At 66.2% G+C, this 23,817-nt stretch carries 23 protein-coding genes; 16 read left to right on the top strand and 7 right to left on the bottom strand.

Features of this window, described 5'->3' with window-relative positions:
- Positions 1-23: 23 nt before the first annotated feature.
- Positions 24-713, bottom strand: a complete 690-nt coding sequence (locus OHA42_RS29630) for a TetR/AcrR family transcriptional regulator (protein ID WP_406231075.1) — start codon at positions 711-713, stop codon at positions 24-26.
- 268 nt (positions 714-981) lie between these two features.
- Between OHA42_RS29630 and OHA42_RS29625 the strand changes: the two genes are divergently transcribed.
- A complete protein-coding gene (locus OHA42_RS29625; RefSeq protein WP_406231074.1) occupies positions 982-1,629 on the top strand; it encodes a PadR family transcriptional regulator in 648 nt (215 codons plus the stop codon).
- A gap of 77 nt (positions 1,630-1,706) precedes the next feature.
- Positions 1,707-2,729: an esterase/lipase family protein gene (locus OHA42_RS29620; protein WP_406231073.1), complete on the top strand. Its 1,023-nt coding sequence runs from the start codon at positions 1,707-1,709 to the stop codon at positions 2,727-2,729.
- A gap of 98 nt (positions 2,730-2,827) precedes the next feature.
- Here OHA42_RS29620 and OHA42_RS29615 read toward each other — a convergent pair whose 3' ends face one another.
- Positions 2,828-3,598 (bottom strand): MHYT domain-containing protein, encoded by a 771-nt coding sequence (locus tag OHA42_RS29615; RefSeq protein WP_406231072.1) that lies wholly within the window; start codon positions 3,596-3,598, stop codon positions 2,828-2,830.
- Between the two features lie 158 nt (positions 3,599-3,756).
- A complete protein-coding gene (locus OHA42_RS29610; RefSeq protein WP_406231071.1) occupies positions 3,757-4,683 on the bottom strand; it encodes a hypothetical protein in 927 nt (308 codons plus the stop codon).
- A gap of 288 nt (positions 4,684-4,971) precedes the next feature.
- On the opposite strand from OHA42_RS29610, the gene OHA42_RS29605 reads away from it, so the two are divergent.
- From OHA42_RS29605 to OHA42_RS29580, 6 genes are all read left to right on the top strand, one after another.
- Positions 4,972-5,097: a hypothetical protein gene (locus OHA42_RS29605; protein WP_406231070.1), complete on the top strand. Its 126-nt coding sequence runs from the start codon at positions 4,972-4,974 to the stop codon at positions 5,095-5,097.
- 366 nt (positions 5,098-5,463) lie between these two features.
- Positions 5,464-6,186 carry a hypothetical protein gene (locus OHA42_RS29600; RefSeq protein ID WP_406231069.1) on the top strand — a complete coding sequence of 241 codons (723 nt, stop codon included), beginning with the start codon at positions 5,464-5,466 and terminating at the stop codon, positions 6,184-6,186.
- 334 nt (positions 6,187-6,520) lie between these two features.
- Complete coding sequence (locus tag OHA42_RS29595; RefSeq protein ID WP_406231068.1) at positions 6,521-8,437, top strand: vWA domain-containing protein; 1,917 nt, start codon at positions 6,521-6,523, stop codon at positions 8,435-8,437.
- Between the two features lie 289 nt (positions 8,438-8,726).
- Positions 8,727-9,170: a TIGR03618 family F420-dependent PPOX class oxidoreductase gene (locus tag OHA42_RS29590; RefSeq protein ID WP_406231067.1), complete on the top strand. Its 444-nt coding sequence runs from the start codon at positions 8,727-8,729 to the stop codon at positions 9,168-9,170.
- Positions 9,171-9,196: 26 nt separating this feature from the next.
- Positions 9,197-10,108 (top strand): haloalkane dehalogenase, encoded by a 912-nt coding sequence (locus OHA42_RS29585; protein ID WP_406231066.1) that lies wholly within the window; start codon positions 9,197-9,199, stop codon positions 10,106-10,108.
- A 119-nt stretch (positions 10,109-10,227) separates the two neighbouring features.
- Positions 10,228-10,416: a hypothetical protein gene (locus OHA42_RS29580; protein ID WP_406231065.1), complete on the top strand. Its 189-nt coding sequence runs from the start codon at positions 10,228-10,230 to the stop codon at positions 10,414-10,416.
- 122 nt (positions 10,417-10,538) lie between these two features.
- Here OHA42_RS29580 and OHA42_RS29575 read toward each other — a convergent pair whose 3' ends face one another.
- Positions 10,539-11,105, bottom strand: a complete 567-nt coding sequence (locus OHA42_RS29575) for a nicotinamidase (RefSeq protein WP_406231064.1) — start codon at positions 11,103-11,105, stop codon at positions 10,539-10,541.
- Between the two features lie 601 nt (positions 11,106-11,706).
- Between OHA42_RS29575 and OHA42_RS29570 the strand changes: the two genes are divergently transcribed.
- From OHA42_RS29570 to OHA42_RS29555, 4 genes are all read left to right on the top strand, one after another.
- Positions 11,707-13,533 (top strand): sugar-binding protein, encoded by a 1,827-nt coding sequence (locus OHA42_RS29570; RefSeq protein ID WP_406231063.1) that lies wholly within the window; start codon positions 11,707-11,709, stop codon positions 13,531-13,533.
- A 367-nt stretch (positions 13,534-13,900) separates the two neighbouring features.
- On the top strand, positions 13,901-14,464 hold the full coding sequence (gene def / locus OHA42_RS29565; protein WP_406231062.1) for a peptide deformylase: 564 nt from the start codon (positions 13,901-13,903) through the stop codon (positions 14,462-14,464).
- On the top strand, positions 14,464-15,387 hold the full coding sequence (gene fmt / locus OHA42_RS29560; protein ID WP_406231061.1) for a methionyl-tRNA formyltransferase: 924 nt from the start codon (positions 14,464-14,466) through the stop codon (positions 15,385-15,387). The genes def and fmt overlap by 1 nt, the downstream gene beginning before the upstream one ends.
- A 605-nt stretch (positions 15,388-15,992) precedes the next feature.
- On the top strand, positions 15,993-17,504 hold the full coding sequence (locus tag OHA42_RS29555) for an RsmB/NOP family class I SAM-dependent RNA methyltransferase (RefSeq protein ID WP_406231060.1): 1,512 nt from the start codon (positions 15,993-15,995) through the stop codon (positions 17,502-17,504).
- A gap of 603 nt (positions 17,505-18,107) precedes the next feature.
- Here the strand turns inward: OHA42_RS29555 and OHA42_RS29550 are convergent.
- Both OHA42_RS29550 and OHA42_RS29545 read right to left on the bottom strand, forming a co-directional pair.
- Positions 18,108-19,064: an RNA polymerase sigma factor SigF gene (locus tag OHA42_RS29550; protein WP_406231059.1), complete on the bottom strand. Its 957-nt coding sequence runs from the start codon at positions 19,062-19,064 to the stop codon at positions 18,108-18,110.
- A complete protein-coding gene (locus tag OHA42_RS29545) occupies positions 19,064-19,486 on the bottom strand; it encodes an anti-sigma factor (protein ID WP_328403027.1) in 423 nt (140 codons plus the stop codon). Before OHA42_RS29545 ends, OHA42_RS29550 begins: the two co-directional genes overlap by 1 nt.
- A gap of 96 nt (positions 19,487-19,582) precedes the next feature.
- Here OHA42_RS29545 and rpe point away from each other — a divergent pair, with 96 nt between their 5' ends.
- Complete coding sequence (gene rpe / locus OHA42_RS29540) at positions 19,583-20,239, top strand: ribulose-phosphate 3-epimerase (protein WP_379066004.1); 657 nt, start codon at positions 19,583-19,585, stop codon at positions 20,237-20,239.
- A 34-nt stretch (positions 20,240-20,273) separates the two neighbouring features.
- Here rpe and OHA42_RS29535 read toward each other — a convergent pair whose 3' ends face one another.
- Entirely contained in the window at positions 20,274-20,681 is a 408-nt protein-coding gene (locus OHA42_RS29535; RefSeq protein ID WP_406231058.1) for a hypothetical protein, read from the bottom strand.
- A 664-nt stretch (positions 20,682-21,345) separates the two neighbouring features.
- Here OHA42_RS29535 and OHA42_RS29530 point away from each other — a divergent pair.
- The 3 genes from OHA42_RS29530 (at position 21,346) to ribH (ending at position 23,815) form a co-directional block, all read left to right on the top strand.
- Positions 21,346-21,969 carry a riboflavin synthase gene (locus OHA42_RS29530; RefSeq protein ID WP_406231057.1) on the top strand — a complete coding sequence of 208 codons (624 nt, stop codon included), beginning with the start codon at positions 21,346-21,348 and terminating at the stop codon, positions 21,967-21,969.
- Positions 21,970-22,053: 84 nt separating this feature from the next.
- Entirely contained in the window at positions 22,054-23,298 is a 1,245-nt protein-coding gene (locus tag OHA42_RS29525) for a bifunctional 3,4-dihydroxy-2-butanone-4-phosphate synthase/GTP cyclohydrolase II (RefSeq protein ID WP_328403020.1), read from the top strand.
- A gap of 37 nt (positions 23,299-23,335) precedes the next feature.
- The gene (gene ribH / locus OHA42_RS29520; protein WP_406231056.1) at positions 23,336-23,815 is read left to right on the top strand and encodes a 6,7-dimethyl-8-ribityllumazine synthase; all 480 of its coding nucleotides are present in this window, start codon (positions 23,336-23,338) and stop codon (positions 23,813-23,815) included.
- Positions 23,816-23,817 lie beyond the last annotated feature (2 nt).

The following is a 23,817-nucleotide window of genomic DNA, read 5'->3' as shown; positions in this document are numbered from 1 at the left end:
TGGATGATTCGGGTGTGGCGGGGTCAGTCGTCGGCGACGCGCGTGTGCTCGATGTCCGCGACGGCGCGCGCCCACGACCGTGTCGCGCGATCGCGGTCGTCGCCCATGCCTACGAGCAGGTCGAGCATCGTCGCATCGAGAGCGTGGGCGACGCTCGGCCCATCTGACCCGAGGTAGCCGGCGAGTTCGAGCATCACCATGCCATGGGTCAACCCCCAGACCCGGCCGGCTACGTCGGTCGCGGGACGGTCGCGAATCCGCTCGGCGGCGATGATGCGCTCGACCGTTCGAATCAGTCCGTCGAAACCGGTGTCGCCGACCGGCAGTGTGGCCCGGTCGGCCGAGACTGTCGGCTTCGGGCCCGGTTTCGGTGGCGTGGCCAGCCGGAACATCAGCCGATAGCGATGCGGACTTGCCAGCGCGTATTGCCGATAGGCGTGGCTCATGCGGAAGAGGTCCGCCACCGGGTCGTCGCTGGCGGTCGCGGCCTCGAGTGCCGCGCTGAAGCGGGCGAGTGCTTCTGCGACGATGGCTTCCAGTAGCCGGTGCATACCGCCGAAATAGGTGTACACGGCCATGGTCGAGGCGCCGATTTCGGCGCCGATACGGCGGGCCTGTAGCGCCTCGGTGCCGCCTTCTTCCAGCAGCCGCAGGCTCGCTTCGATGATTTTTTGACGTGGGTCCGGATCTGCTGTACGCCGACTGCCGTCCATAGCTGCGTAAATCTACTGCGGATAACATTGTTATCACTCCAAGGGGCCATATCCGGCTGTTACGTCGTGTTCCGACGGGCTTCCAGGGGAGCTGGCTGCTGGGCGGAGAGCGGTACGCCGCTTGTCCCAGGGCTGCACATCGCATCGGTGTGCGGCTTCTTGTTTTATCCGTCCGGTTGGTTTGTGTCGACCCTCACTCTTGTCGGCGATGCATTGTCGATACATCGTCGATAGCATGAACAGAACACGAAAGCCTGAGGAGGCAATCATGGAAAGCAGGGAACAACGAGATTTCGGACGGCGTGGCCGATGGAACCGGCCAGGGGCAGAAGAGTGCGGACCCGAGCGACATCAGCATCGTCGCGGTGGGCGGCACGGCTTCGGTCCCGAGTTCGGTCCGGGCTTCGGCCCCGGTTTCGGACCGCACTTCGGCCGTGGACGCGGCCGCGGTGGCCGAGGTCGGCGCGGTGACGTGCGTGCGGCCGTGCTGCTGTTGCTCACCGAGCGGCCGATGCACGGATACGAACTCATCCAGCAGATCAGGGAGCGCAGCGACGACGTCTGGCGGCCGAGCCCGGGGTCCATCTACCCCGCGCTTGCGCAGCTGGAGGACGAGGGTCTGGTGCTCATCGAGAAGGTGGCGGGTCGCAAGACTGCGAAGCTCACCGAAACCGGCACCGAGTACGTCACGGCGAATCGGGACGAGCTCGGCGACCCGTGGGCAGACATCAAGGAAGACGTCGGCGCACAGGCCATCGATCTGCGCGGGCTGGTCGGTCAGTTGATGGGTGCTGTCGGACAGGTCGCGGCGGCGGGCACTCCCGCGCAGGCGACCAAGGCGGCCGAGGTGCTCACCGAGGCGCGCAAGGCGTTATACCGCATCCTCGCCGAGGATGAAAGCCCTGAGAAGTCATAGCCGTCGCTAGCTAACAGAAGTGTGAAACACCTCTTCCCAGCGCGCATTCCACACCCTTTCGGGTGGATCATTGTGAGATGGAACAGTCAGGTGGATTGTGGGGTTGGGGTTGTTCACAATTGTGTCGTGTCGCGCTCGTCAGCGCACTGGCCGGAGCCGTCATCGTCGGCTCCGGCGCGGCGCCTACCACAGCAAGGGCTGAACCTGCGGGCTATCGGCCTGCGGACGTGCCCACCGAACCCGCTCCGCCGCAACCGGATCACCTGGCCGCCGCGACGTATCTGAAGACGCACCCGAGCGCGGTTCCCGCAGGCACCAACGATTTCGGCTGCGCTCCGACCGCCGCCCACCCACGGCCGGTGGTGCTCGCGCACGGCACCGATTCCACCGCGTACTCCGACTGGTCGGCCATCGCGCCGCAGCTCACCGCGGCAGGCTTCTGCGTCTTCGCGCTCAACTACGGCGGCAAGCCGGGTGCGGAAAGCTACGGAACCGAGGATCTGTGGTTGGGCGCGCACCAGATCGGTGCGTTCGTCGACGACGTGCTCGCCGCCACCGGAGCGACGCAGGTCGATCTCGTCGGGTTCTCCCAGGGCGCCAACGTGACTCGCCTCTACGTCAACAAGCTCGGCGGCGCACCCAAGGTCCTCCAGTGGGTCGGCATCGCATCCCCGAGCTACGGCGGGGTGATGTACGGACTGGTGCCGGTCGCGCAGGCGATTCCCGGCGCGCTGCAGGCATTTCAGCTGGTGACTTCGCTGGCGGCGGTGCAGCAGGCGCAGGGTTCGCCGCTCATGATCGAACTCAATGCCGGCGGTGACACGGTCCCCGGGGTGCAGTACACCACCATCGGCAGTCGGGTCGACGAGATGATCCAGCCCTTCGAGAACATTGCGTTGCACGGTCCCGGCGCGCGCAATATCGCACTACAGGACCTGTGTCCCGCGGACCTGACCGGTCATTTCCATATGGTCTACGACCCGTTCGTGCAGCAACTGCTGCTCACCGTGCTGGATCCGGCACACGCAGCTGCGCCGACCTGCGTAGCCGTAGCCCTCGGCACCGGCATCCCCGAAGTGATCATCGCCGGAAACTCCTGATCGCAGCGCACGAATGGCGCCCCGTCGGGCCGGGCGGGGCGAGGGTCCGCGGGGTCGGCAGATGGATATTGGGCCGGGTGGAGCGGCGGGGCACATGCTCAGCGGGTTGGCCAGTATCCCTGGGGTGCCGTGTCGTCCGCTGTCTCGCCGAATTCGCCCACATTGGTGACGCCGAGGTGGAGGAGAAGTCCCATTGCCACGATGCTGACGATGGTGATCAGTGGGGTCAGCAGCTGCACTGCTCCGGCGCCCGAAGGCGGGGGTAGGTGCATCGCATGGTGTGCGCGCATGGCAGCCATGCCGGTGTAGTGCATACCGCACACCGCCACCCCCATGATCAGGGCCGCGCCGCCGGTGGCGAACAAACCGCGCACGTGCAGGGTGAACCACAGCGCCGCGGTCGCCGCGACCACCGCGATGACGATCGATAGCGCCACTATGCGCATGTCGTAGTCGATGATTGCGTCGGAATTCATCGCGTACATGCCCGAGTAGTGCATAGTCCCCACCCCTAGGCCGGTAACCGTGCCACCGCCCAACAGTGCGGACGCCCTTTTGGGCTGCCGATTCACGATCGACAGCCCGATCCACACCACCGCCATCGCGATGATCGCGCTGAGCAATGTGATCGGCACGTTGTACCGGATCGACGCTCCGTTGATCGAGAAGCCGAGCATCGCGATGAAATGCATGACCCAGATCCCGGTGCCGCCGAGCGCGACCGCCGCGGCGACGAGCCAGCCCGGGTGTCCGGCGCCGATCCGGGACCGGGCCACGCATCGTAGGCCCAGCAGTGAACCGACGACCGACATGACGTAGGCGAGGACGGGCGTGACCAATCCATAGCTGAAGTGATGAATTTCCAGCACACGAACTCCAATGCCACAAGAGTGCTTCGATAGCGGCAGCTGCAACTGGGAGGCTACCCTCGGTAGCAAATAAAAAGGAAGTAGTTCCTCCGAAAAGAAAGTAAAGTTCAGCTCCCGGCCTGGTCAGGGCGAGGCGCGGCCAGCGACTCGGTAGCTGATCACACCCATGGCGTGGGCAAACCGTGCGCTTCCACGTTCAAGGCGGCGCTACCACCTGTGGCTCGACGAAGATCGGCCTCTTGGCGGAGGTCGTTGTTGGTCGGCCTGTCATCGGCGTGGGTTGGTCGCCGGCTGGCATCACCAGCTTCGGGGTCGGCTCGGACGGACGGTCGCCCCGGCTTGGGCCGTGAATCTGCGTCCACCACTGTGAGCACATCGTGGGATTCGGCGAGCAACTCCAGCAGCTCAGCGTCTGTTGTACGGGTGAACGCTCGGTCTATAGCTTGGCGGGTTCCCTTGCTGTTGAGCCACCGGACAACCTCGCTGTGCGGGTTGCCGTTGGGGTCCCAGAAGGCATTGGTCGGTACCAGTGCGCCGTGCCGAAGAGCGACGTCGTCGATGAGGAAGTCACGCAGGTGATGAATGGCTGCGGAAGTCTCGAGCCGCGACCAACTCGTCAGATATGGGGCGACGCTGTCGGCTGCCCTTCCCAACGCGCACAACAACGCCGCGGGATCCTCGAATGCTGGGTATTCGGTGAGAACGTCGTCCCACAGTGCGTCCAGCAGTTCGGCTATGACGCCTGCCTCCGGCCATGATTTCCAGTCGGCGCGACGCAGGTGGTCGTACACGATCTCGATATCGGGCCAGTTCAGCGCGCCGGTGTGGCACAGCTCCAGAATGCGCGGCGTGAAGTACCGCAGGTCCGCGGCCGACCCCATCGTCGTCATCGAACTGGTCGCGTAGTGCTGGAGATCGTCAGCGCCCAGCATCTTTCGTGGTTTGCTCAGCAGGACGGCGACTTCTTCGGTCGTGGTGCAGCAGGGACAGGCGTCGATGCGCGTCGGTCGCTTCGCCTGCGCGAACGCCGCGTCCAGTTCAGCGAGTACTTCTCGGAACGGACGGAAGTTACCGCTGCCTGGCACGGCGAAACGGTAACAAAGCGGCCGAGGTTTCGTCGCTATCAGTGTCTGCGCGTGGGGGTTCGCGGGGACAGATCAGCGAATCGAGAGTTTCCGTGAGCTAGGAGATTCGCGACCTGACCATCGGCAGCCCGTCGATGGGTTTGCCGGTGGCATGTTCGATGTTGTCGCGCAACCGGTTCCACGCTGTGACCCAACTCGATTCGCTGCCGCTCGTGGCGGGTGGCGGCCAACGTCAACTCGCTCATCGCTACCGTCGCCGGGTCGGATGCGGTGTAGGAACCGATCGCGGTGAGTAACTGTGTCATCGCGGCCGGTCCGGACGCCGCGAGCACCCGGGCCAACACGGTGTCGTATTCCGTGCGCGCCATCTGCAACGAAGCGTCGATGAGCAGGTCGGTCACCGACGGGAAGTGATGATGCACCGGCCGGCCCTCTAAAGGCAGCCCTGCGGGAGTGACCTCCGTGCCAGAGCGACTGGGTCAGGACGGAATCGACCGGATCTGGCCTCGGTCGAGCTGGTTCGCTGGGGTACGCGGTCACCGGAACGGGTGGTGACGCCGTCAGGGACGCAGTCTGGATCGTCTACCTGGACAAGACAAGGGCAACGCGCAAACGACCATCGTGAACAAGCATGTGTTTCTCAGCGCTGACCTGCGCTCGGCAGTGGCCGGTGCCGCTGCGTCGGTTCACCAGGGGATTACGTGTCGGTTCGGGGCCGGTGGTGGCCGTTCGTTCCACGTAAGATAACCGGTACAGGTCCACTCCTCGAGGAGGCTGGCGATGACCGACAGCCCACGATCGATCGCAGAAATCGACAAAGCGCTCCCATCGGGTGAGGATCAGGAGCGATTCTCCGGCTACGGGTTGATGGGGATGCCATTCGCCAGCGGCCACTACTTGGCGATGCGGCATTTCCCTGCCAGCTCGCTCGGTGCAGGGTACGACTCCGTGTGGCATCGAGACCCGGCCGGTGAATGGGTGATCTACAGCAGTCTTTCCCCGGAGGCCAGCTGCGCCCGCTATTTCGGCTCGGCACTCGAAGACCAACGGGTTGAACACATCTCGATAACCTGGACGGGTCCGTCCGCGTTCACCGTGGAGGTGCCCGACAAGCTCATGTGGGATCTCGAGCTGGGACGATCGGTGGCGACGTCGGCAATGACGGGTCTCGGTCGCATGCTGCCTGCAGCTTTGTGGCGAAGCCCTGCCGTCCTGTCGCTGATGTCGCGGGTTGCGGGTCCGGCGCTGGGCGTCGGGCGGGTGCGGCTTAGTGGCACTTCCCCGAACGGTCAATGGTTCCGGGCCAATCCGCGGATGCTATGGACCGTCGAGAGCAGTAGGGCACGGATCGATGGCATCGATATCGGTCCTCCGGGGCCGCTGGCCGAGCAGGCGAGGTTGGGCGACTTCTGGCTACCGCAACGCGGAATGTTCGTCGTCGGCGAGGCATATTTCGAGCAGTACGATCCGGCGCGCCATCGGGCGGCCCGCCCCGGCTCATAATGGCCGCGCTCGCTTCGGGCGGCGTCGGCCTCGGGGCGCCGTAGCATTCGCCGAGAATCGGGCTGGGTCTGAATCTCACGGCCACACGAACGGTTTTGCCAAACCGCCCGTGGGCGTAATGGTCGTGTCCGGAGGGGGACATGACCACCACGTTCTCCACCGGCGAGTATCGCTGTCAATGCCCGGATAGGGAACGTTGGGGCAGTTCTGGGTGAGCGGAGATTCCCGCTGACCCTGGCCCTGTCGATCTGCAACCTTCATTACAAATGACTCGCTTTCTCGGTTCGCGTGCGTAAGGTCGACTGATCTTGTTCGAACACGGGCGTTGGAGATTATGTCGAGATTCGCGAAGTTGCTGTTGGTCGCTGCCGGGGTTGTCGGCATGTCGTCGGTCGCGTTCCCGGTGCAGGCTCAGGAGGGGGAGCCGGCGTATGCCCCGACGATGCTGGTGTTGGACGCGTCAGGGTCGATGAAAGCGGCGGATCCCGGTGGTGGGTCGAAGATGGACGCGGCCAAGGCGGCGGTGCGGACCTTCGTGGGTGTGGCGCCGGCCGAGTCGAAGGTCGGTTTGACCGTGTATGGGACGGGCACAGGTTCGTCGGATGCGGAGAAGGCGACCGGGTGTCGGGACGTACGGCTCCTGCGGGGTGCCGAGACCATCGACAAGGGCGCGTTGACATCCGCGGTGGACGGGATCGAGGCGAGTGGCTATACGCCCATCGGCGCCGCATTGCGCAAGGCCGCGGAGGCGTTGCCACAGTCGGGTCCGCGGTCGATCGTATTGGTCTCCGATGGTGAAGACACTTGTGCGCCACCGGATCCGTGTGAGGTAGCGCGCGAGTTGAATCAACAAGGGGTCAAGGTCGTGATCCACGCGATCGGGTTCGGGGTGGATGCGAAGTCCCGCGCACAGTTGACCTGCATCGCGCAGACGACCGGCGGCACTTACACCGATGCTGCGGATGGCGCGGCCCTGGAGCGGGTCCTGCCCAGGGTGAGCCAGGCGGCATTGCGGACCTACAAGCCGGTGGGGACGCCCATCATCGGCACCGCGACCTATCGCAACGCACCGGTGGCCACGCCGGGTCAATACCTGGACACGATCGGCCAGAAGGAAAAGCGTTACTACGCAGTGGACGTGCCACAGGGGGCGACCGCCTACTTCAGTGGCACCCTGTCCTTTCCCCGGGTGCACCACGACAAGCCGAACGGCGATACCAGCGAACTCGATGTCCGGGTCTACGGCGCCGACGGCGAGGACTGCAACGGGTTCGAATTCGATTCGGTCGTCAATTCCAGTCACGGCGCGGCGCTGACCGTGGCCAAGACCTGGGACGGCGCAACCAAGGCGAAGACCGGCAACACCAGCTCCGACAAGTGCCGTGGCGGCGGCCGCTACTACTTCGTGCCCGAGTGGAGCGGTATTGCCGACAACATGCCCGAGCGGATGCCGATCGAGCTCCTTGTCGGGATCGAGCCCGCAGTGACTGACGCAGGGCCCCCGGCTGCCACCGCAAAGACGGCCTTCACCGAACCCGCCGGCGGCAGCGTGCCGGCGCCCGGCGGCGGCTCGTTCAATGTGGCAGGCGCCCTGAACGGCTCCGGTAGCTACACCGACACCCTGCAGCGCGGCGAGTTCGTCTTCTATCGCGTCAAGCTGGACTGGGGCCAGGGCTTGGCCTACCGCGTGCAGTACCAGGAGACCGGCAGTCATGGTGTCGATGGCCTCTCGACGATCACGACGACGCTGTACTCGCCGTTGCGTGAAGAGATCGATAACGACTTCACGTCGTACAACGGCGAAGCCCACGTGTTGCCGACCAGTAAGCCCGCGCTCGCGACGGTGCCGGTGCGCTACAACAACCGCACGGCCGCGGAGGCCCAGGACCGCAACCAGAGCATTGCAGGCTGGTACTACATCGCCGTGAAGCTCGGTCCGGCCCACACGGAAGGGGCCGGTGGGCCGGTGCCGATCCGCCTGGACGTCACGGTGGCAGGCAACGCCGACTCGGGTCCGCGCTACGGGGCGGCCACGGCAGGCGGGGTCTTCGGCGAGAACGCCACGCAGTCGACGAACGAGAAGCCGTCCGCCAACGAGAACGAGCCATCAGCTACCTCTGCCGCCGAGAACAGCAGTGGGATCTCCACCACCGGCTCGGCGATGATCATCGTGGGCGCGGTCGTCGTGCTGGGCCTGATCTTCAGCGGCCTGATGCTCTGGCGGCGCCGGACCACCCCACCGGGACGATAACCGGACGGTTATCGATCACGCGGCTGAGGCGGGGCAGCGAAGACGAAAGGGGCGGAGTCTTCGGTGGTGAGCGACATCGAAGACCCCGTCGAGCAGTTCGCGGCCGCGATGATGCCCCGGTCGTTTCGCCCTCGTTCCGGCTTTGCTCACGTCATCGCCTGGTGATGAGGAGGCCGGCTCGCGGCGGGAGGGAGCGGCAGCCGGGCTGGGAAACGGCCGGAGCGTTGTCCTGGCGAGCGCGCAACGGAGCATGCGACGATCTGGTGGGCACACAACCATGGGAGATGTGATGACCACACTGGCACAGGCGGCGGAGCTCGCTCGTGATGAGAACGGGCTCGCCGTCGTCTCGACCCTCCGATCCGACGACACCATCCAGTCCACGGTGGTCAATGTCGGGCTGCTGGTTCATCCGGTGTCGGGCGAGCCGGTCCTGGGCTTCGTTACCTACGGCAAGGTGAAACTCGCCAATCTCCGTGTCCGATCGCAGGTAACCACCACCTTTCGGCGAGGCTGGGCATGGGCAACGGTCGAGGGCAGCGCCCAGATCGTCGGTCCCGACGATCCTCAGCCGTGGATCGACGCCGAGGGGGTGCGCCTGCTTCTGCGTGATGTGTTCACGGCCGCCGGTGGTCAGCACGACGACTGGGACGAGTACGACCGGGTGATGGCAGCGGAACGTCGCGCCGTAGTTCTCGTCGAACCGAGTCGGGTCTACAGCAACGGCAGCTAGCACGTCTCGGCGAAAAGGATTGGGCCATGCGGATATTGAGGACGCCCGACGAGCGGTTCGCAGGGCTACCCGGCTTCCCGTTCGAACCGCACTACGTCGAAGTGGCGGCCGGTGACGGGACCATGCTGCGGGTGCACTACCTGGACGAAGGCCCGCCCGATGGGGAGGTCGTGCTGCTGCTGCACGGCGAACCGTCCTGGTCGTACCTGTACCGGCGGATGATCCCGGTTCTGGTGGCGGCCGGCCTGCGCGCGATCGCGATCGACCTGGTCGGTTTCGGTCGCAGCGACAAGCCGGCCGACCGTGACGCCTACACCTACCAGGCTCACGTCGAGTGGACCTGGGCTGCGGTCGAGGCGATCGGCCTCGACGGGATCACCCTGGTGTGCCAGGACTGGGGTGGATTGATCGGTCTGCGTCTGGTCGGTGAACATTCCGAACGTTTCGCAAGGGTCGTCGCCGCGAACACGTTTCTGCCGACCGGTGACCGCCATCCCGGCGATGCGTTCCTGGCCTGGCAGCGCTTCAGCCAGGAGACGCCCAACTTCCAAGCCGGGAAGATCGTCAATGGTGCCTGCCTGACCGACCTCACCCCCGAGGTGGTCGCCGCATACGACGCTCCGTTCCCGGACGACACCTACAAGCAGGGCGCCCGCCAGTTCCCGCTACTGGTTCCGGTCGGTCCGGAGGATCCTGCCGCGCCCGCCAACCGGGCTGCGTGGGCTGCCTTGGAGACCTTCGAGCGTCCGTTCCTGTGTGCTTTCTCGGACTCTGATCCGATCACCCGCGGCGGAGATAAGGTGTTGTGCTCGAAAATCCCTGGTGCTGCGGGACATCCACCGGTCACCATCACCTCCGCAGCGCACTTCCTCCAAGAGGACAAGGGCGAAGAACTCGCCGCAGTTGTCGTCGACTTTGTCCGCGCGACTGCGCGATAGGTTCGGTGGCTCCGTTGACGTGAGCTCCACTAGCTCAGCACCGAACCGGTGTAGATCAAACCGTCGAAAATCGCTGTTTCCAGGGACCTCTGCGCGACCCTTCTAGGACGTTCTCGACATTGTTCTCCCGCAAGATCGTCGGCCCGTCCATCGATTCCTCGCAGCGGTCTTCCCTGGTCGTGAACGCCTGTCCGCGACAGCGCCGCAATGAGATCGGCGAGGGTGCGGCCGCGTTCTTCTGCTGGTCCGATTGCAGCCTGCCGGTTTCGCGGAGCCGCTACGCCCACCCCACCGCCGTCGGCGGATGAAGGGGGAGGCGTGATGGCCAGGTTCGCGTGCTCGAATTCCGGGTGCCTGTACGCGTTGAATTACGTCCCAACGTGCCCGTACCGCGTCCCGGTGGCGCGCCCGGTCACCCGGGGTGTCCCATTCAACTCTCGATGTCTACGGCGATCTTTACGCCAGCCTCACGAAGTTCGTCCAGGGCCCGATCGATGCTGGCGGGGGAGACGCCGGCGGACAGGCCCAGGAGCACCCGGGTGTCGAACCCGGCGACGCGGGCATCCAAGGCGGTGGCGCGAACGCAGTGGTCGGTGGCGATGCCGCAGACATCCACGGTGTCGATTCCCTTGCTGCGTAACCAGTCCGCGAGGGCCGTGCCGTCTTTGGTGGCGCCCTCGAACCCGGAATAGGCGGCGGCATAGGCGCCCTTGAAGAAGACCTCGTCGATCGGCGCGGTATCCAGGTTCGGGTGGAAGTCGGCACCGGGGGTGTCGACCCGGCAGTGTGGCGGCCACGTGTCGATGAAGTTCGGGTTGTCGGAGAAGTGTGCGCCGGGGTCGATGTGGTAGTCGCGGGTGGCGGTGACAGCGGCGTAGTCGCTGACGCGCAGATATTCGCTGATCCGTTCGGCCAGCGCGGCTCCGCCTATGACGGCCACCGAACCGCCCTCGCAGAAGTCGTTCTGTACGTCGACGATGATGAGAGCTGTGCTCATGGTGCCTCCTGAAATCGGTCCCGCAGCGATTTTTCGGCCCGCACAGAGTGTAAGGGTAATCACCAGTGCACAGTGCCGAACACGCTGGCGTCCGGCCCATGACCACCGATCGTGAGCCCGCGAGCGTGCCTCTCTCCGAGAAGGTCGCCCGGATCGGGTGGTCATGTTCCTCGACCCCCAGATCGCGCCCGAATCCGGTCAGCCGAGGACAGTCATCCGCACCGACATCATCGAGCTCATGGGCAAGGCCACCCGGCCTCAGCTCAGCTGACGGTGGCCGGATTGCACCAAGCTGTTGCGACGGAGCCGTTGTTCGGCGATGAATTCCGCAGGGAGCGTCGGACTGGATGCGGTCGCGCGGGATCGCATGCTCGACTGCTGGATCGAGACCCTGCGCACGACTGTTGACGGACAGGGTGGGCCGACGCCTCGCGCCGTGCAAAGGGGATAACCTGAATCCGCTGTACCGGAGCCGCACATCGCCCGGTCTGCTGCATGATCAGGCTTGGGTCACGCTGGTGGATTGCGGCCCTCATCACTTGCTCTGTGATTCGACGGCAACCGACGTGCGACAAGGTATGTGAGACGACTGGAGGGTTGGATGGCGCAGGGGGGAGCGGGCGGCTTCGGGGGCAGGCTGAGTCGGCGTGCTGTCCTTGCCTCGGCCCTGGCCGCAACCTGGCTGGTAGGGGACACTTCCTCGAACAGTGTTGGGCGGGACGTTCAGCGGAACACGGTGAACGCGGCGCGGGATCCGGCTCATACCGACGTGTTGTTCGTCGGTGCGCATCCGGACGATGAATCGAGCAACCTGTCCACCTTCGGTCAGTGGTATGAAGACTTGGGCTGGAGCACCGGCGTCGTCACCATCACGCGTGGCGAGGGTGGCGGCAATGCCGTCGGACTGGAGGAAGGGCCGGAGTTGGGTCTGATCCGGGAGATGGAGGAACGTAAGGCGACCGCCTTCGCCGGGGTCGAGAACATCTACTACCTCGACAAGCCGGACTTCTGGTACACCCTCTCCGCGCCGCTGACCGCGCGCATTTGGGGCGAGCAGGACACCATGGCCAGACTGGTGCGGCTGGTGCGGCTGACCACGCCGCACACGATCGTGGTGATGGACCCCCGGCCGTTCAACCAGCATGGCGGCCACCAACTCTCGGCACGTCTCGGTATCGAGGCGTTCCGACTGGCAGGGGATCCACTGGCGTATCCCGAGCAGATCACCGATGAAGGGCTGACGCCGTGGCATCCCAGCAGGCTGCTTGCCCAGAACTACGGGTTCGACTCGTTGCTCGGGCCAGACGCACCCAAACAGCGACGCACCGATCCCGACACCGGTTTGCCGGTCATCGGCGTGTGGTCCGGCGCTCGCTCGCACGAACACAACACGACTTGGGCGCAGGTCGAGCGCGACGCGACTCGGCTTTATCTGACACAGGGTTTCGCCGCGAAGCCCGCGCAAGTGTCGTCGGACCCAGGGCAGCTCGGTTCCGATTGGTTCACGGTGCTGGCCGCGGACGGGCGGTTCGTCGAGGCTGCCGTGCACCGGCAAACCGGACTGAAGCCGCTGTACGCCGAGTTCCGTGACTGGGCGTACCGCGCCGGGTTGCCGTGGTTGGCCAACCGGGTCCAGCCGCACTATCCACCGAATCCGAGCACCACGATCCCGGCCGTTGCGGCTGCGCCTGTCCTCAACGGCGTCGAGGGACCCGGGGAGTATCCGGGGCCGGAACTGCCGCTCGCCGTCTGGGAGGGTGGCGGTGGATGCGCGGCGACAGCGAAGCTGGCCAGGCACGACGACGACCTGTACGTGCTGGTCAACGTCACCGACGACCGAAAGGGCGCCGAACTGGCGGCCGACGACATCAAGCGGCATTGGCGCACCGACTCGATCGAGATCGCCCTCGACCCACGCGGCGACTCCGACGACACCTCGACCACCCTCAAGATCGGCATCCTGCCGTACACGGCAGGCCGAGGTGGCCCAGCTGCCGAGCGCGACGCCGACAATCATCAGGGTGTGGCGGGCGAGGCGGTGCCGGGGATGCAGGTGGCCGCGATGGTCACCGAGCCGTACCGGGGGTACGCGATCGAGGTGAAGATCCCGCTCACCGGGCTTCCCGCAGCGGTCGATCCCACCAAGTTCGCGATGAACATCCTCGTCTACGACTCCGACACCGACGACAAGACCGGCCAGATTCGCCTGGCCTGGTCGCCATTTGGCAGCGCACAGGCAGACCCCTACGTGTGGGGCACCGCAACACTCGTCGGCTATCGACAGCCAGCGGACCCCTCGACGACCGAGGCGCTGCCCGCCATTCCGCAGACCGCCGCGCGTAGCGCCGACTCGTCTGCGTCGCTGGCCCAGACCAGACGTACCGGAGTGCCGATCGCGGGCAGCCCGCGGCCCAGACTTACACGCTAGCTCGCGCTTGCGCGCCACCTGGTCCTGCTGGATCTGGAGCGTACGTCGATCCGTCCGCCGGAATGGGATTGGGTGCATACCGCCAACGATGCCCTTGACCTGTGTCGCTGACGCCGTCACCAGTACAGCGCTACTTCGTGTCGTGAAATGCAACGACGTGTCGTGAATCGGCAGGTGAGCTGCAGAGATAGGGCGACTCTCGGTCGCCGACCAGGCCTTTTCAGGCGGCCGGGCGGAGGGGTTGACACCCCGCCCGGACCGCACTGGAGTTCTACCAGCTTTCGGCCGATGTGTCGGGGAGGTCAGGAGAATCGGGTCGTCTCACTAGAATGAGACGACCGTGTTCATTCGTTTCCGGGAGCCCGCCGTGACCATTCAGCCCGTTCGCCTCTTCGGCGACCCCATCCTGCGCGCACGTGCGGCGGAGGTCACCGAGTTCGATCGTGAGCTGCGCCAGCTCGTCGCCGACCTCACCGACACCATGCACGACGACGGCGGAGTCGGGATGGCCGCGCCGCAGATCGGCGTCGGCCTGCGGGTGTTCGTCTACGACACCGGCGAAGCCGCGGGCCATCTGGTGAACCCGACATATGTGGTGGACGGCGAGGAAGAACAGGTCGGGCCGGAAGGGTGCCTGTCGATTCCCGGTGTGCGCTATGACACGCGGCGGGCGCTGCGGGTGCGCGCGTCCGGGTTCGATATGGACGGCGCGCCGATCGAGTTCGCGGCCGAGGGACTGCTTGCGCGGTGCGTGCAGCACGAGACCGATCACTTGGACGGCGTGCTGTTCCTGGACCGACTGGATCCGGCCGCGCGCAAGGAGGCAATGCGCACCATCCGCGAATCCGATTGGTTCACAGCGGGTATCACCGTGCGCAGTTCGCGCGCGCTCGGGGCCGGCCAGGCCGGTCCGTTCGGACGTGGTCGCTGATGCGCATCGTCTTCGCGGGCACACCCGAACCGGCGGTGCCGTCGCTGCAGCGATTCATCGATTCGCCGCGCCATGAGGTGGTCGCGGTGCTGACCCGCCCCGACGCGGTCGCCGGGCGTGGGCGCAAGGTGACCAGGTCGCCGGTCGGCCGGTTGGCCGACGAGCACGGCATCCCGGTGCTGACCCCGCGCCGCCCGGCCGAGCCGGAATTCATCGAGCAGCTCACCGCGCTCGCGCCCGACTGTTGTCCGGTGGTCGCCTATGGTGCGCTGCTGCCGCAGCAGGTGCTCGATATTCCGCGGTTCGGCTGGATCAACCTGCACTTCTCACTGCTGCCTGCCTGGCGCGGCGCGGCGCCGGTGCAGGCGGCGATCGACGCCGGTGACGAGATCACCGGCGCATCCACCTTCCAGATCGAGGCGGGCTTGGACACCGGACCGATCTTCGGCGTCGTCACCGAGAAGATTGCGGTGACCGACACGGCGGGAGCGCTGCTCGAGCGGCTCGCGGCTAGCGGCGCGCAGCTGCTGGAGACCACCCTCGACGGTGTGGAAGACGGCACGCTGCAGGCCGTTTCGCAGCCGACCGACGGTGTCTCCTATGCCCCCAAGGTGGCCGTCGAGGCCGGGCGCATCCGCTGGGATATGCCCGCGCTCGCCATCAGCAGGCGGATCCGCGCGGTTACCCCGGCCCCCGGCGCGTTCACCGAGATCGGTGGCGCCCGCGTGAAACTCGGACCGGTCGAAATGGTCGAGGAAGTGCTGCCGCCGCGAACGATCGAGGTTCGTAAGTCCGGCGTTTTCGTGGGCACCGCCACCACCGCGGTCCGCCTGAATCAGGTCCAGCCGCAAGGCAAACGAATGATGGCGGCGCTCGACTGGGCCCGCGGCGCGCGCCTGCAGCCGGGCGCGGTGGTCGAATGAGCGCCGATGATGACCAATTGAAAGGACAGGCCGACGCGCGTCGGGCCGGATCGGCACCGGTGAAAAACGGTGCACAACGAAAGGATTCGGCCTTGCGCGACGACTCGGCACGCGGCGGAGACTCGACACAACAGAATCGTGGCGGCGACCGGCAGACGCCGCCGCCGTCGAAAGGCGCGGGCCGCAGCGGTTCCTCGGGAGCCCGCGACACCGGTGCCACGCCACGAGGGCAGCGCGGCGGTCAAGGCAGCAAGTCCGGTGCGGGGAACGCAACCGGCAAACGCGGCGAGGCCGCACGCGGCGATCAGAGCCGCCCCGGCGATGCACGTCGAGTGCAGCGCGGTCAGGGCCAAGGTGCGGCGACCGGGCAGTCTGATCGGGGGTCCCGGGATGCCGGGGACCGCCGCGGGGCTGCACAGGGAACTCGAGCCGGGCGTAGTGGCTCGGCGCAGGGGCGAGATGCAGGTGGTACGGGACGCGCATCGTGGAGCGCTGCTGGGCAGCGCAAGGATGCGTCGCCGCGTGGGCAGGGTGACCCCGTTCGGCGATCGGACGAGCGGCCTCGGAAGGCAGGGGCGGCGCAGTCGGGCGGTGATCGGGGCACGATGCGGGGTGCCGGGTCGACGAGTGGTGACCGGGGTGCGGTCAAGGCTGGCGGAGCGGCCGGCGATCGGCCGCGAGGCGGTGCCGATCGGTCCGGGCGCCCAGCGTCGAAAGGTACTGCGCGGCAGAAGGACTCGAATGCATCGCGGACCGGGCGGGACGAACGCGCGTGGGCCGGTTCGGTCGACGCGGTACGGCTCGTGGCGCTCGATGTGCTGCGCGCGGTTCGGGAACGCGACGCCTATGCAAACCTCGTGCTGCCCGGGCTGCTTCGGGAGCGCAAGATCTCCGGTCGGGATGCTGCGCTGGCCACCGAGCTAGCCTACGGCACCTGTCGGTCGCGGGGGCTGCTGGATGCGGTGATCGCCGATGGTGCGGGACGGCCGATCGACGAGATCGACGGTCCGCTGCTGGATGTGTTGCGGCTCGGTGTGTATCAGCTGCTGCGCACCAGGATCGGGGCTCATGCGGCGGTGGACACCTCGGTGGCGCTGGCGCGCGCCGAATTCGGCGCGGGCAAGGCGGGATTCGTCAACGCGGTGCTGCGCAGAGCAGGCGAGAAGTCCGTCGACGAGTGGGTCGACGCGCTCGCGCCGCGGGATCCGATCGGCCGGTTGGCCTTCGAGTTCGCGCATCCGACGTGGATTGCGCAGGCGTTCGCCGATGCCCTCGGCGCGCAGGCGGGCGAGCTGCGAGAGGTCTTGGCCGCCGACGACGCTCGCCCGATCGTGCATCTGGTCGCGCGCCCTGGTGAGATCACCGCCGAGGAGTTGGCACTGGTGACCGGTGGTGGGGAGGGCCGGTGGTCGCCTTATGCGGTGTACCTCGAAGGCGGCGATCCCGGAAAACTGGAGCCGGTGCGCGAGGGCATGGCAGCAGTGCAGGACGAGGGTAGCCAACTGGTAGCACTCGCGCTGACCCGCGCACCGCTGGACGGCCCCGACAACGGCCGCTGGCTCGACCTCTGCGCAGGCCCAGGCGGTAAGGCGGCGCTGCTCGGTGCGCTTGCCGCGATCGACGGCCACCGCATCGACGCGATCGAGCCTGCGGAGCACCGCGCCGAACTCGTCCGCAAGGCCGTGCACAACCTGCCCGTCGACGTGCACGTCGCCGACGGTCGCAGCAGTGGCCTGACCCCCGGTTACGACCGCATCCTGGTCGACGCACCGTGCACCGGCCTCGGCGCGCTCCGACGCAGGCCGGAAGCTCGCTGGCGTCGCACTCCGTCCGATGTGGCCGACCTGGTCGTCCTGCAACGCGAATTGCTAGCTGCCGCATGGGAACTCGTGCGTCCCGGCGGCGTCGTGGTCTACTCCACCTGCTCCCCGCACCTGCAGGAGACCGTCGCCATTGTCGCCGACGCCGTCCGCCGCACCGGAGCAACCCAACTGGACGCCCGCGATCTCCTCCCCGGCGTCACCGGCATCGGCGACGGTCCCGGCGCGCAACTGTGGCCGCACCGCCATGGCACCGATGCGATGTTCCTCGCGGCACTGCGCAAACCGGTGGAGTAGTTGCCTACCGAGTCACGAGCAGCCGTGTCGCTGCCCGACAACCGGGGTGGCAGCGAGTTCGCCGGATCGGGTTGGGACACGGCGAGCTCGTGATCCGGTCGGTATCTCTGGGTGCCGGTACGGCCGCTCGCCAGCTGGTCGTCGGTCCGCAGACAGCGAGTTTGTACCTGGTGTCGGCGGATTTGTCTGCCGGCTGGTCGTCGGTTCGCCATCGTCGGGTCGCGGTGGTCCGGGCGTCGAGTTCGTCGGTTGGGCGGGAAGCGCGCAGTCGGGATCGGGTAGCGCGTACTGCGGTGAGGCAGTCAGTGATAGATCCGTGGCCTCTTGGCAGGCCGGGTAGTAAGTTCGGTCGATGGGCGCTGGCAGCGAGTTCGTCGGCAGACCGGAAAGATCGTTCAGGTGGCTGATTCATGCGGCGCGACCTACAGTCGTGGTCTGTACGTGAGTCGATCACCGCGTCGGGTCGCACCCTGCGGCGGCCTGGCCACGAGGTCCTCTGTCGGCCGTGTCGTCGACGATGTCGCGCACGCTGACGGGTTGTGACAGACCTCCCCCATGTGGATCGACTCTTGGCCACCTGAGCCGTACACCCGACTCGGCCGTTCAGTCCCGGGCGGACTGCTCACGGAGCCGGGCAAGGGTTTTCGCCAGAATACGGGAGACGTGCATCTGCGAAATACCCATGCGCTGGGCGATCTGCGTCTGGGTCATCGACTCGAAGAACCGCATGGTGAGGATGCGGCGTTCGCGTTCCGGCAGACCGGCGAGCAGTGGGCGGATGGCAACGTATTCCTCCACCCGGTCGAACTGGGATTCCTCCTCGCCGAGGGTGTCCAGCAGCGAGGCCTCGGTGTCGCGACCGAGTGAGGCGGCGTCGATGGAGCTCGGCTGGTAGGCGTTGCCGGCAATGACGGCCTGGGTCACCTCGTCGGGATCCACGTCGAGTTCGGCCGCGATCTCTTTCGCGGTGGGGGAGCGGCCCAACGACTGGGACAGCGAATCTATGGCCGCGCCGATGCGCAGATGTGTTTCCTTGACACGGCGCGGGACACGCATCGCCCAGGTGTTGTCACGGAAATAGCGCCGGACCTCGCCCATGATGGTCGGCACGGCAAAAGACAGGAAGTTCGAGCCGCGCGAGATATCGAAACGGTCGACCGCGTGTACCAAACCAACCCTGGCGACCTGGGTGAGATCGTCGAACGGCTCACCGCGTCCGCTGAATTTTCGGGCGATGTGGTCGGCGAGCGGGATGCAGCGGCCGATCAATTCGGCGCGCAGCGCGGTGTGTCTCGCGGTGCCCGGTGTGCTTGCGGAGAGTTGTTCGAAGAGTGCGGCGACGTCGTCGTACCCTCCGCTCGACCCGGCCTCTTCGAGCGTCTCGGCCACCTCGACGGAATCCTCCGCCTGAGCCGGTTCGACCTCGTCCTCCTCTCTTTCGGCCCCCGACACCACGGTTTCGTCCGACACCACGGTTTCGTCCGACACCATGTTTTCGTCCGACACAGCGCTCTCGTCCGACTCGGCGCGTTTGTCCGACACGGCGTTTTCGTCCGCCACTACGCCTTCCCCCGGACCCGACGGAACTCCACCGTCGTCGGATATCCGGAGACGGCCGCATCGTACGAATCCTGTGTTGCCTCCACCACATCGGTGAGCGTGCGCAGCACATGCCACCCGAAGCTGCGCTGATCGGGTAGCCCCTCGCTGCCCGCCACACCGCTGACCCGCACCAGCAACTCGGTCTCACCCACGGTGAACCGGCAATGCAGGCTGGTGTCCGGCGCCGCGACCGCGATGAGCGTCGAGCACACCTCGTCCACCGCGAGCCTGATGTCGGCCACCTCGTCCAGGGTGAAATCGCTGAGCAAGACGAGGGTTTCGGCGAGCCCACGCACAATGGGTAGCTGTGTCACCGACGCAGCTACCCGAATCTCCACCGGGGTGCTGTAAAGCCCCTGTTCCGCCGAAATGTTGATCACCCTATGCAGGCTACCCACTCCTGGCCGAGGCAACCCTCACTACCGTTAGACTGCCGCGTTGTGTCCTCTTCGACGTTTTCGCGCCCGGCCGCGCCGATGATCGCCCCGTCCATCCTCTCCGCGGACTTCGCGCACCTCGCCGACGAGGTCAAAGCTGTGGAGGGCGCCGACTGGTTGCACGTCGATGTGATGGACGCGCACTTCGTGCCGAACCTGACACTCGGGCTGCCCGTAGTGCAGAGCCTGTTGAAGGCGACCGATATTCCGCTGGACTGCCATCTGATGATCGATGACCCGGGCCGCTGGGCGCCGCCGTATGCCGAGGCGGGTGCGCACAATGTCACTTTCCACGCCGAGGCGACCGACGATCCGATTGCGGTGGCCCGCGACATTCGGGCGGCGGGTGCGAAGGCCGGACTCTCGGTGAAGCCGAACACACCGATCGAGCCGTACCTGGAGATCCTGCGCGAGTTCGACACTTTGCTGGTGATGAGCGTGGAACCCGGTTTCGGCGGGCAGTCCTTCATTGCGCACGTGCTGGAGAAGGCACGGATCGTGCGCAGGCTTGTCGACGCGGGTGAGTTGCGGCTTATTGTGGAGATCGACGGCGGCATCAACAACGACACGATCGAGGCGGCAGCGGAGGCCGGAATCGACTGCTTCGTCGCCGGATCCGCCGTCTACAACACGGCCGATCCCGGTGCCACCGTGGCCGCGCTGCGGCGGCGTGCTGCCGCGCTGCGCGTCCAGTAACTCGGAATTCGGGTCCCACGGGGCCCGAATATCTTTACAACGCGCGAACTTTCATAGCACCGAGGGTGCGGGTCGCTTCGACGACCGCGCTCAGCGGCGGCAGTGTTGTCGCGTTCTCCGGCGGCTGTATCCAGGTCCGGTAGCCGGTGCGTTCGTCGTCCGGGGACGGCAGCACGACCTGGCTTCCGGTGCAGGCGACGGTGGCATACAGCCGGAACAGTTCGGCGGACACGGCCGTGGTGAGAGTGTCGGGCCGGGCGGGTCCCGTAATGAAGGTCCACCGCCGCGCGCGCGGATGATGGACGACCGGCGTGGCGATCTGGGCCTCGGTGAGCTGGTGCTGGACCCGTTCGCCGAGCTCCGCGGGCATGGTGATGGCACCGTAGTGCGTGCCTATGTGCAGTAATATGCGGCGCGACGTCGGGTCGATTGATGCCGGCATGTGAAATTCGCACCGATACTGCACGCAGCGAACTTCCAGCGTCGAATCGAGAAGAGTGGTCACGCAACACCCCCAAGTGTGTCGAACCTGATTTGACCCATCGTGCTGTCTATTTGACCCACGGCGCTGTCTGTCTTCCTAGAGTGGTGGACTTCCCTGGATCGAACTCCCCGGGGCCGCAACGGACCTCGGGTCGAACCGCTCCGCACTGAACTGCTCGGGTCGAAGTTGAACGTCAGGAATCAGCTAAATAACAATATTGCATCCAATTTTGTTCCCGCGCAAGCATTCGGTGTAATCCGTGTTTCGGCGGGGTACTCAGCGAAATCCCGCATTACGAGCCGCGAGTGAAATTCTTCCGCACGGTATCGAAAATATAAATTGATATTGATCGCCGACAGGTAAACGGCGATAGTTCCTTATGCTCGGTCACGATTCGGCTGCGAACAATAATTGGCGTTATGTTCGGCACGATCCGACCAGCCCAGCGGTCCGGTTCCGGTGCCGGCAGCGGAGTCGGGGTTTCGCCCGGCCACTGGATGGAACCGTGCTGGTTGCCCGCCGACACCCGTCGTTAGGCTGGTCTGGCACCGACCGACGGGAATAGCGGCCTGGCCCGAGCTGTTCCGCAACCGGTAGAAACGACGCGACAGGGAGTCAAGGCATGTTCACAGGCATCGTCGAGGAGCTAGGCGAGATCGTCGCCACCGAGCAGTTGGCCGACGCCGCTCGACTGACGATCAAGGGCAAGCTGGTGACCTCCGATGCCGGACACGGAGATTCGATCGCCGTGAATGGGGTGTGCCTGACCGTGGTCGACGTGATCGACGGCGACACGTTCACCGTCGACGTGATGCAGGAGACGTTGAACCGCTCCAGCATCGGCGGCCTCGGCGCTGGCTCCCGGGTCAACCTGGAACGCGCGGCCGCGCTCGACAGCAGGCTCGGCGGACACCTCGTGCAGGGTCACGTCGACGGCACCGGCACCGTGCTCTCCCGCACGCCCTCGGAGAACTGGGAGGTCGTGCGGGTTTCGCTGCCCGACGCGATCGCCCGGTATGTCGTGGAAAAGGGTTCGATCACCGTCGACGGCATCTCACTGACGGTCTCCGGCCTCGGCCTTTCGGAGGAACCGGCGGCCGACGGGAATCGTGACTGGTTCGAGGTTTCGCTCATCCCGACCACCCTCACGATGACCAATCTCGGCGCCGCGACGGTGGGCACCACGGTCAATCTGGAAGTGGACGTGATCGCCAAGTACGTCGAGCGGCTCCAGCAACGCGGCTGACCGGTCGCATATGCGCCGCCGGGAACATACGGCGGACGCCGTAGTGTTAGGGACGCACCCTTTTCGAGATGGAGCACAGCAGACGTGACCAGGTTCGACACCATCGAGCGCGCAGTCGCCGATATTGCCGCCGGTAAGGCGGTCGTCGTCGTGGACGACGAGGACCGCGAGAACGAGGGCGACCTCATCTTCGCGGCGGAGAAGGCGACCCCCGAGTTGGTGGCCTTCATGATTCGCTACACCTCTGGTTACATCTGCGTGCCGCTGACCGGTGACGACTGCGATCGGCTCGGCCTGCCGCCGATGTACGCGCTGAACCAGGACAAGCACGGCACCGCCTACACCGTGTCGGTCGACGCCCGCGAAGGCATCACCACCGGCATCTCCGGCGCGGACCGCGCGACCACCATGCGCCTGCTCGCCGCCGCGGAAACCAAGGCCGACGACTTCACCAGGCCCGGCCACGTGGTGCCGCTGCGTGCCAAGGACGGCGGCGTGCTGCGTCGGCCCGGCCACACCGAGGCCGCGGTGGACCTGTCCCGGATGGCGGGTCTGCGTCCTGCCGGTGTGATCTGCGAGATCGTCAGCCAGAAGGACGAGGGCCACATGGCCCGCACCGAGGAATTGCGCGTCTTCGCCGACGAGCACAACCTGGCGCTGATCTCGATCGCCGACATGATCGCCTGGCGGCGCAAGCACGAGAAGCATGTGGTGCGGGTCGCCGAGGCGCGGATCCCCACGGCGCACGGCGAATTCAAGGCTGTCGGCTACCAGAGCATCTACGACGAGGTGGAGCATGTCGCGCTGGTGCGCGGCGACATCTCCGATGGCGAGGATGTGCTGGTGCGGGTGCATTCGGAATGCCTCACCGGTGACGTGTTCGGCTCGCTGCGCTGCGACTGCGGTCCGCAGCTCGACGCTGCGCTGGAGATGGTGGCCCAGGAGGGCCGCGGGGTGGTGCTGTACATGCGCGGGCACGAGGGCCGCGGCATCGGTCTGATGCACAAGCTGCAGGCCTACCAGCTGCAGGACTCCGGTCACGACACCGTCGATGCGAACCTGGAGCTCGGATTGCCCGCGGATGCGCGCGATTACGGCACCGGCGCGCAGATCCTGGTCGACCTCGGCATCCGCTCGATGCGGCTGCTCACCAACAATCCGGCCAAGCGCGTCGGCTTGGACGGATACGGGCTGAAGATCACCGACCGGGTCCCGATGCCGTTGCGCGCCAACGCGGAAAACTTGCGGTATCTGCGTACCAAGCGGGACCGGATGGGCCACGACCTGATCGGCCTCGACGAGCTCGACCTCGGCGAGACCGCACAGTAATGCACACAGTCGACCAGATCCGGAAGGGCGGACTTCGATGAGCGGTACCGGCGTACCGACATTCGCGCTGGAGGATGCCAAGGAGCTCAAGCTCGGCATCGTCGCGTCGCGTTGGCACACGCAGATCTGCGACACGCTGGTCGCGAATGCGGAACGGGTGGCGAAAGAAGCAGGCGTCTCGCAGGTGACAGTGGTCCGGTGTGCGGGTGCGATGGAGCTGCCGGTGGTCGCGCAGGAGCTGGCCCGCACGCATGACGCGGTCGTCGCGCTCGGTGTGGTGATCCGTGGTGGCACACCGCATTTCGAGTACGTCTGTGATGCGGTGACCGCCGGTCTGACCCGGGTCTCGCTGGATGCGGGCAAGCCCATCGCCAACGGTGTGCTGACCACCAACGACGAGGAACAGGCCCTGGACAGGGCCGGGCTTCCCGGATCTGCCGAGAACAAGGGTGAACAGGCCGCCGCGGCAGCGCTCGACGCCGCGCTGACCCTGCGCACCCTGCGTCGGTCTGCGTAGGC

It is taken from the genome of Nocardia sp. NBC_01009, from assembly GCF_045208035.1.
Taxonomy (GTDB): Bacteria; Actinomycetota; Actinomycetes; order Mycobacteriales; family Mycobacteriaceae; genus Nocardia.
This window is presented reverse-complemented; position numbering and strand designations above follow the sequence as displayed.